The following is a 13537-nucleotide window of genomic DNA, read 5'->3' on the forward strand; positions in this document are numbered from 1 at the left end:
TTGCACTCCCGTTGATTAGTCCTGTTTCCTGCTCAAGAAGAAGAACAGCGTGACGATGACGACCGACAAGAGCAGGAAGACGGTCGAGATCGCGTTGACCTCCGGCGTGATGCCGCGGCGGATCTGCCCCAGCATGTAGGTCGGCAGGGTGTCCTGCCCGCCCGACTTGACGAACTCGGTGATGACCACGTCGTCGAGCGAGATGACGAAGGCGAGCATCAGGCCGGCGATGATGCCGGGCCACAGCAGCGGCAGCGTCACCCGCCGGAACGCCTGCCAGGGCGTGGCGTAGAGATCGGCCGCGGCCCTTTCGAGCGTCAGGTCCATGTTCTCGAGCCGCGCCCGGATCGGCAGGTAGGCGAAGGGGATGCAGAAGGCCGTATGCGCGGCGATCAGGTAGCCGAGGCCCGTGTAGCCGCTGGCGATCTTGATCTGCGAGAAGAAGATCAGGAGCGCCACGCCGGTGACGATCTCGGGCACCATCAGCGGCTGGTTGATGAAGGCGTATTTGAAGGTGAGTCCGCGGTAGGGCCGCGTCCGCGTCGTCGCCAGTGCTGCCATGGTCGCCGCGATGGTGGCGATGATGGCAGCCGACGAGGCGATCTTGAGCGACCGCCACGAGGCGTCGACGACCTGCTGGTTGGCCCAGGCGGAGACGAACCAGCGCAGCGAGAAGCCGCCCCAGTCGGTCACCGAGCTCGACTCGTTGAAGGCGTAGACCACCAGCACCAGGATCGGCGCGTAGAGCAGCACGAAGCAGGCCGTGGCGATCGCCGTGAAGCCGGTCTGCTGCCGGATCGAGAAGCGCTTAGCCATGGCGCACCTCCGAGCCCGAGGTGTTGCGGACATAGACCAGCAGCGCCACCATGACGATCGCCATCACCGTGATCGACAGCGCCGCGCCCAGCGGCCAGTTGCGTCCCTGCCCGAACTGCAGCTCGATCAGGTTGGCGAACATCATGTTCTTGCCGCCGCCCAGCACGCTCGGCGTCACATAGGCGCCGATGGCGGGGATGAAGACCAGGATCGAGCCGGCGACCACGCCGGGCCTGACCAGCGGGAAGATGATCCGCCTCAGCACCTGCCAGCGCGAGGCATAGAGGTCGTAGCCGGCCTCCACCAGGCGGAAGTCGAGCTTCTCCATGCTGGCGTAGAGCGGCAGCACCATCAGCGGCAGGTAGACATAGACCATGCCCACCATGATGGCGAAGTCGGTGTAGAGCATCTGGATCGGCTGGTCGACGATGCCGAGCTTGATCAGCGCCGTGTTGATGATGCCCTCGTTGCGGATCACCTGCAGCACCGCGAAGGTGCGGATCAAGAGGTTCGTCCAGAACGGGATCGTGATCAGGAACAGCCAGACGTCGCGCGTCCGCTCCGAACGCGTGGCGATGAAATAGGCGGTCGGGAAGCCGAACAGCAGCGTCGCCACGGTGGCCATCAGCGCGAGCCTGAGCGACCGCCAGAAGATGGTGAGGTGGGAACTCGCAAGCGCCAGCGTGTCGTCGAAGATGTCGCGTTCGAGGAAGACCGAGATCCATCCTTCGGTGGAGAATTTCCACTCGACGTCGCCATAGGGCCCGGGCGTCAGGAACGAGTAGATGAGCACGATCAGGAGCGGGCCGGAGGCGGCGAGCAGGATGATGATCAGCGCCGGTGCCGACAGAAGCCAGCGGTTTCTCGTCTCCCGCGCCTCCGCCTGTTTTTCGATTTCGGCTGCGGTCGCCATGGCTCAGTCCTTGAGTATCTGGGCCGCATCGTCGCCGATGACGATGCCGACGCGCTCGCCGCGCGCGAAGTCGGCCGCCGATCCGCGCGTGTTCTGCTGGCGCACGGTGAAGATCGCGCCGTCGTCCAGCTTGATGTGCACATGCGTGTCGGTGCCGAAATAGACGACGTTCTCGACCGCGCCCGAGATGTCGCCCTTGTCCTTCACCGCCCTGGCGTGCTCGGGGCGGATCACCACCGTCGCGCTGCCGTCCGGCCTGAAGCCCTCGGGCAGCGTGGCCGCGATCGTGGCGCCCGATTTCAGCGTCACGTTGGCCTTGCCGCCGTCGACCGAGACGATGCGGGCGTCGAGGAAGTTGGTTTCGCCGATGAAGTCGGCGACGAAGCGCTCGGCCGGCCGGTCGTAGATCTCGCGCGCCGTTCCAACCTGCAGGATCCTGCCCGCCGACATCACCGCGATGCGGTCGGACATGGTCAGCGCCTCCTCCTGGTCGTGGGTGACGAAGATGAAGGTGATGCCGGTCTCGTGCTGCAGGCGCTTGAGCTCGATCTGCATCTCCTTGCGCAGCTTGTAGTCGAGCGCCGACAGCGGTTCGTCGAGCAGCAGCACCTTGGGCTGCGGGGCGAGCGCGCGGGCCAGCGCCACGCGCTGCTGCTGGCCGCCGGAGATCTGGCTGGTGCGCCGCTTGGCGAGCTTTTCCATGCGCACCAGCTTGAGCATCTCGGCGACGCGCGCGTCGATCTCGGCGCGCGGCTTGCCCAGCATCTCGAGCCCGAAGCCGATGTTCTGCGCCACCGTCATGTGCGGGAACAGCGCGTAGGACTGGAACACCGTGTTGACCGGCCGCTTGTAGGGCGGCAGCGGCGCGATGTCCTGGCCGTAGAGCATGATCTCGCCCTCGGACGGGAAGTCGAAGCCGGCGATCAGCCTGAGCAGCGTGGTCTTGCCGCAGCCCGATGGCCCCAGCAGCGTGAAGAACTCGTTTTCCCTGATCGAAACCGAGACGGTGTCCAGCGCAGCGACCTGCGCCTCCCCCGTCCCGTAGACCTTGCGAACTCCGCGAACCTCGATCGCATTCCTACCCGGTGTGTCCGGCACGCAATACGCCCCATTGTCTTGTCCGCCTTGTTGGCGGAACTTGTTCCCCGTTCGATTGTCACCACAGCCCGCAAGGCTTGGCAACAACGGCTCTCTTTCACTCGCCAGGCCGCCGGCACGCCGTCAGGCCTGGTAGGTCACCCTGCCCCCGCAGATCGTCGTCACCGGCCGCACCTCGTGCAAGACGGCCGGATCGGTCGCCTCGATGTCGGCCGAAAGCACCACCAGGTCGCCGAGGAAGCCGGGCTTCAGCCTGCCCTTCCTGTCCTCCATGAACTCGGCATAGGCGCCCTCGACCGTGTAGCCGGCCAGCGCCTGGCGCAGCGAAACGCTCTGGTCTGGCATATCCTCCGCCCAGGGCTTGCGCAGCATCGCCGCCTGCATGCCCTCGATCGGGTCGATCGGCGCCACCGGCCAGTCGGAGGCGAACACCACATGCGCGCCGGCCTCGATCAGGCTGCGCGTTGGATAGGCGTAGGGCCAGCGCTCGCGGCCGATGCGCGAGACCGTCGGCTCCAGCGGAAATGTCATCGCGCCGGGCGGGTGCGGAGGCTGCATCGAGGCGATCACGCCGAGATCGGCGAAGCGCCCGATGTCGGTCGCCGTGGTGAGTTCCACATGCTCGACGCGGTGGCGGCTGTCGCGCTTGCCGTTGGCCTTCGCGGCCGCCTCGTAGCCGTCGAGCACGGCGCGCACCGCCCCGTCGCCGATCGAATGCACGGCGATCTGCAGGCCACGCCGGTCGATCTCGACCGCGATGCGCTTGAATTCTTCCGGCGCAAACAGCGGCTCGCCCACCCAGTCCGTCCGGTCGGCATAGGGTTCGATCATCACCGCCGTCCAGGAATCGAGCACGCCGTCGTAGAACAGCTTGACCATGCCCGACGACAGCCATTCGCCGGCGTAGCGCTCGGCCATGTCGGACGCTTTTTCGAGCATGTCGAGCGTCATGAAGTTCTTGTAGTGGAACGGCACCTTGACCCGGCAGGTCAGGTCGCCCTCGGCCTCGATCTCAGACAGGAGCTCGAGCTGGTAGTAGTTGCCGTCCATGTTCTGGATCGAGGTGATGCCGTGGCGCGCGCACCAGTCGAGGCCGCGCCGCATGATGGCGCGGTCGCCGGCCCGCTCCTCCGCCGAGGGCATCGGGTCGGGCTCGCCGCCGGTCGACAGCCCCAGCCGCACGCGTCCCTCGCCGGCGAGCTTGAGCACCGGGTTGAACGCTTCGTTCTCGCGCAGTTCGCCCGCGGCCAGGCCGTCGGCGCCCATGACGATCTCGTTGCCGGGGGTAAGCTCCAGCCCGTGCAGCACGCCCGCCATTTCCAGCGCCCTGGTGTTGGCCCACATAGTGTGGTGGTCCGGTGCCGCCATGACGAACGGGCGGTCCGGCAGGATGGCGTCGAGGTGATGCCTGGTCACCCGCTCGCTGCCGAGGATGGTGTAGTCGGCGCCCTGGGCGACCAGCATGCGCTGGTTGGGCCGCGCCGCCGCATAGGCCTGGACCGCCTCGCGCAGCGCCTCGAAGCCGTGCACGCCCAGAAGCTGCAGATGCGCGAGTTCGGCTGCGCCCGAGAACAGGTGCATGTGCGCTTCGATGAAGCCCGGCACCACCGAGCCGCCGCGCGCGTCGATCACCTTGGTGTCGGGGCCGCGCAGCGCTTCGATCGCGGAGTTGTCGCCGACGGCGGCGATCAGGCCGCCCTTGATGGCCACCGCTTCGGCCGCCGGCCGGGTCGCGTCCATGGTCAACACGCGGCCGTTGATGACGATCAGATCGGCTTTACCAACCGTTTGGACAGACATCGCGACTCCGCGCACTTGACTGACTGGGACCGCTCGGACCCGCATCGGTCGCCCGCCATTCCGACGGAATGGCGCAATCCGACAGCAAGCCTGAAGCCGTCCGCCGCCCAAGGAATTCCAGTAGTTTCCCTACAGACAGCGCCGAGAAAAAATGCGACTAATTATTCGCGTTTGTCAATATGCGGGATTTGTTGGATGCGTTGTGGAGGACGCAGCCCGCGTGGTGCAAGCGAGCAGGGAGCGAGAAGTCATTCCGTGAATCGCAGTCTCAACTGGAAGACCACGACGGCGCTCAAACCGCGCAAGAAGCCGCGACAGGAGCGGTCGAGCAAGGTCGTCGACAGGATTCTCGATGCCGCCCTCACCCTGACCAGGGAGCAAGGGACCAAGACGCCGACGACGCTCGCCATTGCCCAGCGCGCCGGCCTGTCGGTCGGCTCGGTCTACCAGTACTACCCCAACAAGGAGGCCATCCTTCTGGACCTCGCCCGACGCTGGCTGGGCGCCTTTCCAGAAGTCATCGCCAAGCGCATAGAGGCTCCCCGCCCCACCAGCCGCGACGAATTCCAGCGAGAGGTGGACAAGCTCTTCGTCGACACCTCCAGGCTCTATCTCGACAACGCCAACCTGATGCCGGTCATCGAGGCCATCACCGGCAATCCCGACCTCCGGCCCATCCAGAACGAATATGACGAGCAGATCATCGCCCTCTACGCCGCCTGGCTTCGGCATGTGAACCCGTCACTCCGGGACGACGTCGCCAGCCGGCTGGGCGTGGTGATGATGGAGGTCGGCCACGTCTGCCGCCTCATCGGCCTCAAGCGCGACCGCAAGGCGTTCGATCTCATCCAGGACGACGTCAAGACCATGTGGCTCGCCCTGGTCGCCCCCTATCTCGATTTCAACCAAAGCCAGGAAGGATTTTCATGAAGACAGTCTTTTCGCCGCTCCATGCCGGCCATAGCGGCCAGATGGAGCTTGTCGCCGGCGCCATCGTGCCCGGCTTCGAAAAACCCTCGCGGGCCGAGATCATCAGGGCGCGGGTCGAAAGTCAAAAGCTGGGGGATATCGTTGCGCCCGAGGTCCACGACCTCGCGGCCGCCAAGCGCGCGCACGCGGCCGACTACATCGACTTCCTGCCGACCGTCTGGCCGCAGTGGGAAGCCGCCGGCAAGTCCGGTTCGGCCATCCCCTTCGCCTGGCCGACCCGCGGCCTGCGCGGCGACGTCCGCCCCAGGACCATCGAGGCCCTGCTCGGCTTCTATTCCTTCGACGGCGGCGCGAGTTTCGTGAAGGGCACATGGGAGGCGATCAAGTCGTCCTATGACGTGGCGCTCACCGCGGCTGCCCTGGTCAAGGCCGGCGAGCGCGCCGCCTTCGCGCTCTGCCGTCCGCCGGGGCATCATGCGGGCGCGGCCTTCATGGGCGGCTATTGCTACATCAACAACGCCGCAGTCGCCGCCCAATGGTTCCGCGACCAGGGTGCCAGGCGCGTTGCGGTGCTCGACGTCGACTACCACCACGGCAACGGCACGCAGGAGATCTTCTATTCCCGCGCCGACGTCCAGGTCATCAACCTGCATGGCGACCCGATGACCGAGTATCCGTTCTTCCTCGGCCACGCCGACGAGCGCGGCCAAGGCGAGGGCGAAGGCTTCAACCTCAACTACCCGATGCCCTTCGGCACCTCCTTCGACAGGTGGAGCGAAGCGCTCGACGACGGCTGCCGCAAGCTCGCCGCCTACGCGCCCGACGTCGTCGTGGTGTCGCTCGGCGTCGACACCTTCGAGAAGGACCCGATCAGCCACTTCAAGCTGACCAGCGCCGACTACCCCAAGATCGGCGCCCGCATCGCCAAGCTCGGCCTGCCGACGCTGTTCGTCATGGAAGGCGGCTACGCCGTCGACGAGATCGGCGTCAACGCCATCGGCGTGCTCACCGGCTTCGAGGGCCGTTGACGCGGCTGACCTGCCCTCCCCCTCGTGGGGAGGGTCGGCGGCACGCCGAGCAAACCCTGCGAGCGGAAGCCCCGAGACCGTGAGGGGGCAGCGAAAGAGCCGACCGGCAGGCGAAAAACCCTCCCCTGAGTCTCGTGGCGGACTCTGAATTAACTTTTTGTCAATTCCGTTTGCGGAGCGATTCGCGAGCAGGTAAATTGAACCCGAATCAGCCGGTCCACGGGGGGCGCGGCGAACCACCAACTCTCTGAAAAACCGAGGTTTTCCTCGGGTGAGAGCGCGTCAGGTTTCGCGCGACCAGCACGGATTCGGCCGATCGGCGCCCCAGGCGCTTGTGTGGCGTTTTTTCGTCTCAAGTGAAGCGTTTTCGACCGGAAGGGGCAGCGGCCTTTTCCGGCCTCCCACGGATTCCGGCCCAGTTCTGAAATGATCGCCCCCGCAGCCCGCCACGAACAGACGACCGTCGCAGCAAGGCTCGCATCGCGCAGCGATCTCACTGCTTTCCTCATGGGGCTGGCCGACGAGGTGGGCGCCGACGGCTACATGCTCGTCGCCATCTCCCAGGACCAGGACCGTGACAACCTGCAGATCGTCGCCTCCAACTGGATCTACGACGCCATCCAGATCGCCGGCCACGCGCTCATCGCCAGCCTCGCACAGGGACCCTTCGCCAGCGCGCCGGGCGTCCAGCCGCAGGGGCTGATCGCCTCGCAGGCTCCCGCCCTGCTCGGCGGCGAGGAGGCGAAGCTGCTCGACATCCTCGGCCATGCCGAGATCTTCGCCCTGCGCCTGCATGTCGGGCGCCAGCGCCTGTTCATGCTGCTCTCCGCCGGCGAGGCCGGGCGGATCGACCCCGCACTGATGCCGCGCGCCCAGATCGAATGCTGCTACGCCCTGTCCCAGGCGCAGGGCATCCTCGCCGCGGCGACGCTGCGCGACCCGCTGTCCGACCGCGAGCGCGAGTGCCTGTTCTGGGTGTCGGAAGGCAAGACGACGGAGGAAGTGGCGCTGATCCTCGGCGTCTCGTCCAACACCGTCAACAGCTACATCACCCACGCGATCCAGAAGCTGTCGGCCAGCAACCGCGCCATGGCGATTGCGACCGCGATCAGGAGTGGCATCATTTGACCTACGCCCACGCCAGACACTTCGCCTCCGTAGCACGGCCCGTCCAGGATCAGCGCCCGGGTCGCCCGGCGAACCCGATGGCCGACCGCACCGTCACGCTTGCCGACGCTGCAAGGTATTGCCGCTGGATCGCCGCCGATCTCGGCGCCCGCGACTTCGCGCTCTGCTTCGCAGGGACGTCGTCCGACAGCAGCCGGCTGGTGCCCTGCTTCGATTCCGACTACCCCAGCACCATGTCCGCCGCGCGCCTGCTCGGCGGCGGCATCGGCGAGCACCTGCTGCGTCATGCCCGGCAGTCCACCGCGCCGTGCTGGTGGGCCGACGACGCGGCCGCCGAGACATCCCTTTCAGCGCTTGCCTGGGCAAGCCGCATCGAGCCGCTGGCCCAGATCGGCCGGGGCATCGCCTTCCCGGTCTATGCCGAGCGCGGCCAGGCCGGCCTGTTCATCTTCGGCGGACCCGACCTCGCTCCGGACGCCCGTTCGCTGCATGCCCTTCATGCCCACTGCTTCTCGCTGTTCGAGGCCGTCGCGCGCATGAGCCCTGCCCGCGACGGCAAGCTGCCGGCCGTGTCGCGGCGCGAACTCGAGTGCCTCAAGCTCACCTCGCGCGGCTATACCAGCGAGGAGATCGCCAAGCTGCTCAAGCTGTCGGTCCACACCGCCAACCAGTACCTCACCCAGACGACGCAGAAGCTGAACGCCGTCAACCGCATGCACGCGGTCGCCAAGGCGCTGCGGCTGGGCTTGATCGACTGAGCGCCCGCGCGTTCGAACGAACCCGCAAAAGACGCCCCAGCTCCTTGATTCCAGGACATCTTTCCCGCCTCGGGCGGTTCCGCCTGGAAGCGCGGGGTCCAGCCTCAGGCCGCTTCGGCCCGCGGCGTCCGCCGGATCATCGCCTGCTCGATCGCGGCGGCGAGATATTCGGTGTTCTTCTCCGGCGACGGGTCGGGCTTCTCGAACGACACGTAATGGACCTCGACCGAGGCGTTGTTCGCCGTCATCGACAGCTGGAAATAGACCGCCGCCCCTTCCGGCCTGAGCTCGAGGTCGAGCACGATGCGCGGGCTGCCGGTCCAGCACACCTGTGCCTCGCCGCCGAGGCCGAGCCGCAGCGCGCCGGGCATGAAGTACATCTCTGCCGCTGAATCGACCAGGTCGGCCAGGCAGGCGAAATGCTCCAGGCGGATGAAGGCGATGTAGTCGGCGATGTCGACAAGGCGCAATTCGCGCACCACTGGCTGGATGGCGGTTGCGACGATCATTTCCCGGGACGTTGCATGTGGCTGACGATTCATGGTGTCCTGCGTTGGCCCTTGTTTCCGTAGACGACGCGAACGAGCTCGGCGACCGCCTGGTAGAATTGAGGTGGGATGACATTATCCACCGAAACTTGCTTGTACATGGAACGTGCGAGCGCCACGTCCTCGAACACCGGGATGCCGTTCTCGCGGGCGATCTCGCGGATCTTCAGCGCCACCAGGTCCTGCCCCTTGGCCAGCACGACCGGCGCGGGATCCTCCTCGCGCACGTAGCGCAGCGCGATCGAGAAATGGGTCGGGTTGGCGATCACCAGCGTCGCGCGCGGCACCGCCGCCATCATGCGCTGGCGGGCGCGGTCGCGCGCCAGCGAACGCAGGCGCGACTTGACGATCGGGTCGCCTTCCGACTGCTTCAGCTCGTCCTTCACCTCCTGCTTGGTCATGCGCAGGTCGGCGCGCCAGTGGAAGCGCGACCAGACGATGTCGGCGACCGCGATCGCCGCCATCACGAAGACGATCGCCACCAGAATGTCGATGGCGATGCCGCGGATCACCGTGGCGAAGGCGACGGGGCTGGTGATCATGCCCGCGAGCAGGCGGCGGTGGTCGTCCGACAGCACGAAGGTCAGCACCAGGATGACCAGGACGAGCTTGCCGAGCGATTTCAGGAACTCGGCGAAGCCCTGCGCGCCGAACATGCGCTTCCAGCCCTGGAACAGCGAAATGCGCGAAGCCTGCGGCCGGATGCGCTCGCCGACGAACTGCGGCACGTTCTGGAAGATCGAGGCGCCGACGCCGGCGACGACCAAAAGCATCAGCAGGCTCGCGACCGCGCGGCCGATCTCCATCATCACCGCCCGGTAGAGCTCGATCACGTCGCGTTCGGTGCCGAGCGGCCAGGCTTCGGGCTTTTCCAGGAAGTTCGACAGGAAGGCGCCCAGTTCGGCCACGGCCTCGCCGGCGAAGAACACGGTGTAGACCAGGATCGCCACGAACGAGGTGAAGATGGCGATCTCCTTCGAGTGCGGCAGCTGCCCCTTCTCGATGGTGTCGCGGATCTTCTTCTCTGTGGCCTCTTCGGTTTTTGAATCCTTGTCGACGCTGTCGGACATGGCTCACCCAGAGCTGAGGCTCAGGCGGCGTCCAGCGCCGACGGCAGCTCGAGCAGCCCGTCGTTCGCCATGCGCAGCGCCGTGGAGGCGATGGTCTTGCGGGCCTGCAGGATGGTCGCCGGCTGGATGCCTTCCGAGCCCTGGCTGAGTTCGGATTCGATCATGCGGCGCGAGCGCGCGCCGATCGACGAGAGCACCGCCTCGGCGATCTGCAGCGGGGTGCCCCTGAGCGCCAGCGTCACGAGTTCCGTCGACAGCCCGTCGAACAGGGCGACGCGGGCCTTTTGCGTCATCAGCGGGATGTCGTCGAACGAGAACAGCCGGGCGCGGATGGCGTCGAGGTCGCTGAGGCCGCCTTCCTGGAGGTCGCTCATCACCTCCTCGAGCTGCGACTTGTCGAGCTCGTTGAGCACGCTGGCGACGCGGGTCTGCCCGGCCGAGGTGTCCTTCTGGGCGCTTTCGGTCAGCACGCGGCTGCGGATCTGGTTCTCGACCAGCCTGGTCGCCGCCTCCGGCACGATGGCCAGTTCCATCATCCGCTTGATGATCTCGATGCGCAGCGGCTTTTCCAGCGTCAGCACCACGCTCGCGGCATAGGCGGGCGCGAGGTTGGACAGGATCATCGCCGAGGTCTGCGGGTGCTCTTTGGCGAGGAACGTGCCGATCTGGGCCGGCTCCAGCTTCTCGAGCTGCGGCCACACCGGCGGGGTGGTGTCCTTCTCCACCACCGGCTTGCCCTTGCCCATCAGTGCGTTGACCTCTTCCGGCGACAGCGACTCGTTGAGGATCGTGTCCATCTTGTCGGCCGAATCGAGCAGGCCCGCGCCCTCGGTGAACTCGGCCTCGAACTCGGCCACGATCCGCTCCAGGTCGGCCTGCGGAATGGTGCGCAACAGCCTGGCGCCTTCGATCAGCGCCTTCAGCTCGTCCTGCTTGAAGAACTTGAGCAGCCGGCTCGCCGACGGCTTGCCCATCGCCACCAGTATGGCTGCTGCCTTTTGCGGCCGCGTCAGCGTCGACAGCGGATTCATGCGCAGGCCTTTCTCGAAAGCTGGAAGAGCACGCCGGATTTCCCTCAGGCGCTCTTGGTGGCGGCCACGATCTCGGTCAGGCGGATGCCGAAGCGCGACGGATCGCTTTCGAGCACGGTGATCTCGCCGCGCGCGATGCGGCGGCCGTTGACGACGACGTCGACCGGCTCGCCGATGCGGCGGTCGAGCGCCACCGTCGAGCCCTTCTGCAGCGTCATCAGGTCGGACACCGCCATCTCGGTGCTGCCGAGCACGATCTGCACCTCGACCGGGATGTCGAATATGACGCTGCCGGAGGGCGCGTTGCGCAGCGCCTCGGGGCGCTTCTCCTCCTCGCTCAGCACGCCGCGCAGCTCTTCGATGGCGCGGTTGAGCTGCTCGTCCTCGACGGCTGCTTCGGGCTTCTCGACCTCGGGCTTCGGCTGCGCCTTGCTCATGATGTTCTCCAGTTCTCTCGGTCACGGCAGGGGCGATCCGCCTCAGCCCGCGACGATCCCTTCAATCGTGTCGTCCGCGTCGGCGGGACGCCGGATGCGGACGGTGTAGTTCTGCCCGAGCTTGCCGAACTCGCAGGCAAACAGCGTCTTGCCGCGCGTGCCGATGACAGCGTTCGACTGCACGTCCTGCGGCAGCTCGATCACCTGGCCGGCCACGAGCCGCGTCAGTTCGCCCAGCGTCATGCGCCCGAGCGGCATCGACGCCTCGAGCCGCACCGTCGAGCGCATCACCTCGTCGGAGAAGCGCGAGCGCCATTCCGTGGTCGGCGGCGACGCCGCGTCCTTCTCGGCCTTGCCGCGCTTGTCCTCGATCAGGATGCGCTGCGGCAGGGTCAGCGTCAGCAGCCCGCGCGACGCCGCCGTCGAGATCGACAGCACGACGCGCGCCGACGGGCCGTCGCGGAACACGTGCTTCTTCATCTCCGTGCCGGTCATCGCGTCGGCGACCGGCAGCTTCACGCCTAGCCCGCCATCGGGCCCCTGGGCGTTGACGGCGCGGCCGATGTCCTGGAACACCATGGTGACGACGCCGAGCTCGATCGACGACAGGTCGCGGTCGATCGGCGCCACCTCGCGGCTCGGGTCGCCGCCGAACAGCACGTTCACGAGGATGGCGATCGCCTGCGGGTCGAGCGTCATCACCAGCCCATCGGGCGAGGTCGGGGTCATCGCCACCGCCATCGCCTGGTTGGCCTTGCCGGCCTTGGCGTCGGCCATGCGGCCGAGCTTGACCTCCGCCACCTCGACGAAGACCTGCTCGGGCAGCATCTCGGTCAGGAACCGGGCGATCGCCGGGGCCGAGCGCTCCGCCAGGCGGCGGGCGGCCGAGTGCACCTTGGCCGGCTCGCCGGTGTCGCCAAGCAGGCGCTCGATGATCAGGTCCCGCGATTCCGCCGGGCTAGCGGTAGTGCTCATGACGTCACACGCCCTTCGTCAGCGTCCGGCATAAGCTCAGGCCGCCTTCTTCTCGAGATTGCCGGTGTTGAGCGTGCTCTGCTCCACCGCGTCGATCGACGGCCGGTCGTAGGACGAGATCGTCTTGCGGCCGAACTCGATCGCCACCTGCGGCAGCGAGCCGTTCATATAGGCCAGCAGCGTCTGCTTCACGATGATGTAGAGGCGGTTCTTCTTCTCGCGCACCATCTTGATCTTGGCGGCGATCGGACCGACGAGGGCATAGGACAGGAAGATGCCGAGGAAGGTGCCCACCAGCGCCGCGCCGATCAGTGCGCCGAGGATTTCCGGCGACTGGTCGAGCGCGCCCATCGCCTTGACCACGCCCAGCACCGCGGCCACGATGCCCAGCGCCGGCAGGCCGTCGCCGACCGCGATCAGCGCGTGGTACGACTTCAGTTTGTCCGAGCGGATGGTCTGGATCTCTTCGTCCATCAGCGCCTCGATCTCGTGCGGGCGGGCGTTGCCGATGATGATGATGCGGCAGTAGTCGCAGATGAAGTGCGTCAGGTCGTGGTTCTTCAGCACTGTCGGGAAGGCCTGGAAGATCGTCGATTCCTCGGGGTTGTCGATATGCGCCTCGACCTCCGACCGCGTCTTGGTCCTGAGTTCGCGCATCAGGCTGTGCAGCACGCCGAGCGTTTCGAGATAGTCCTGCTCCTTCGGCACCGACTGCTTGAAGGCCTCGATGATGCCCCTGCCCGTGTCCTTGACCGTCGACATCGGGTTGGCGACCAGGAAGGTGCCGAGCGCGGCACCGCCGATGATGACGGCCTCCCACGGCTGCATGAGCACGCTGACCTTGCCGCCCATGGCCATGAAGCCGCCCAGCACGCAACCAAGCGTCACGACGAGTCCGATTAGAATGCCCACCGCAGGTCCTTCCGCATTGAAAGCAATACGCAGACAGCGATAGCGGTCGTGCCTTGTGTGAGGCTTGAAATGGCGCTGCGACCCGATTCAGCC

General features: G+C 66.6%; 14 protein-coding genes. 4 read left to right on the forward strand and 10 right to left on the reverse strand.

All coding sequences use genetic code 11. From position 1 onward, the window contains the following. Positions 1-15: 15 nt before the first annotated feature. The 4 genes from J2X50_RS04630 to J2X50_RS04645 all read right to left on the reverse strand — a co-directional run bounded on the left by J2X50_RS04630 (position 16) and on the right by J2X50_RS04645 (position 4627). On the reverse strand, positions 16-816 hold the full coding sequence (locus J2X50_RS04630) for an ABC transporter permease (protein ID WP_429092133.1): 801 nt from the start codon (positions 814-816) through the stop codon (positions 16-18). Continuing rightward, on the reverse strand, positions 809-1729 hold the full coding sequence (locus J2X50_RS04635) for an ABC transporter permease (RefSeq protein ID WP_429092135.1): 921 nt from the start codon (positions 1727-1729) through the stop codon (positions 809-811). The genes J2X50_RS04630 and J2X50_RS04635 overlap by 8 nt, the downstream gene beginning before the upstream one ends. 3 nt (positions 1730-1732) lie before the next feature. Continuing rightward, positions 1733-2827, reverse strand: coding sequence for an ABC transporter ATP-binding protein (locus J2X50_RS04640; RefSeq protein WP_429092138.1), 1095 nt, complete (start codon positions 2825-2827; stop codon positions 1733-1735). A gap of 123 nt (positions 2828-2950) precedes the next feature. Continuing rightward, positions 2951-4627 (reverse strand): amidohydrolase, encoded by a 1677-nt coding sequence (locus J2X50_RS04645; RefSeq protein ID WP_429092141.1) that lies wholly within the window; start codon positions 4625-4627, stop codon positions 2951-2953. A 255-nt stretch (positions 4628-4882) separates the two neighbouring features. On the opposite strand from J2X50_RS04645, the gene J2X50_RS04650 reads away from it, so the two are divergent. From J2X50_RS04650 to J2X50_RS04665, 4 genes are all read left to right on the forward strand, one after another. Beyond that, the gene (locus J2X50_RS04650; RefSeq protein ID WP_429092143.1) at positions 4883-5557 is read left to right on the forward strand and encodes a TetR/AcrR family transcriptional regulator; all 675 of its coding nucleotides are present in this window, start codon (positions 4883-4885) and stop codon (positions 5555-5557) included. Continuing rightward, positions 5554-6585 carry a histone deacetylase family protein gene (locus tag J2X50_RS04655; RefSeq protein WP_429092146.1) on the forward strand — a complete coding sequence of 344 codons (1032 nt, stop codon included), beginning with the start codon at positions 5554-5556 and terminating at the stop codon, positions 6583-6585. Before J2X50_RS04650 ends, J2X50_RS04655 begins: the two co-directional genes overlap by 4 nt. A 426-nt stretch (positions 6586-7011) precedes the next feature. After that, entirely contained in the window at positions 7012-7713 is a 702-nt protein-coding gene (locus J2X50_RS04660) for a helix-turn-helix transcriptional regulator (RefSeq protein ID WP_429092149.1), read from the forward strand. A gap of 77 nt (positions 7714-7790) precedes the next feature. After that, positions 7791-8471, forward strand: a complete 681-nt coding sequence (locus tag J2X50_RS04665; RefSeq protein WP_429092152.1) for a helix-turn-helix transcriptional regulator — start codon at positions 7791-7793, stop codon at positions 8469-8471. 104 nt (positions 8472-8575) lie between these two features. Here J2X50_RS04665 and J2X50_RS04670 read toward each other — a convergent pair whose 3' ends face one another. From J2X50_RS04670 to motA, 6 genes are read right to left on the reverse strand one after another with little or no spacing between them, the layout of a single operon-like run. Further along, positions 8576-9013 carry a hypothetical protein gene (locus J2X50_RS04670; RefSeq protein WP_429092154.1) on the reverse strand — a complete coding sequence of 146 codons (438 nt, stop codon included), beginning with the start codon at positions 9011-9013 and terminating at the stop codon, positions 8576-8578. Further along, positions 9010-10089 (reverse strand): flagellar biosynthesis protein FlhB, encoded by a 1080-nt coding sequence (flhB, locus tag J2X50_RS04675; RefSeq protein WP_429092156.1) that lies wholly within the window; start codon positions 10087-10089, stop codon positions 9010-9012. Before flhB ends, J2X50_RS04670 begins: the two co-directional genes overlap by 4 nt. Before the next feature lie 20 nt (positions 10090-10109). Continuing rightward, positions 10110-11120: a flagellar motor switch protein FliG gene (locus J2X50_RS04680; RefSeq protein WP_429092159.1), complete on the reverse strand. Its 1011-nt coding sequence runs from the start codon at positions 11118-11120 to the stop codon at positions 10110-10112. A 44-nt stretch (positions 11121-11164) separates the two neighbouring features. Beyond that, a complete protein-coding gene (gene fliN, locus J2X50_RS04685; RefSeq protein ID WP_429092162.1) occupies positions 11165-11557 on the reverse strand; it encodes a flagellar motor switch protein FliN in 393 nt (130 codons plus the stop codon). A 42-nt stretch (positions 11558-11599) separates the two neighbouring features. Then, the gene (locus tag J2X50_RS04690) at positions 11600-12532 is read right to left on the reverse strand and encodes a FliM/FliN family flagellar motor switch protein (protein WP_429092165.1); all 933 of its coding nucleotides are present in this window, start codon (positions 12530-12532) and stop codon (positions 11600-11602) included. A gap of 36 nt (positions 12533-12568) precedes the next feature. Beyond that, positions 12569-13444: a flagellar motor stator protein MotA gene (gene motA, locus J2X50_RS04695; RefSeq protein WP_429092168.1), complete on the reverse strand. Its 876-nt coding sequence runs from the start codon at positions 13442-13444 to the stop codon at positions 12569-12571. Between the last annotated feature and the right edge of the window lie 93 nt (positions 13445-13537).

It is taken from the genome of Aminobacter sp. BE322 (assembly GCF_050433525.1).
Classification (GTDB): Bacteria; Pseudomonadota; Alphaproteobacteria; order Rhizobiales; family Rhizobiaceae; genus Aminobacter.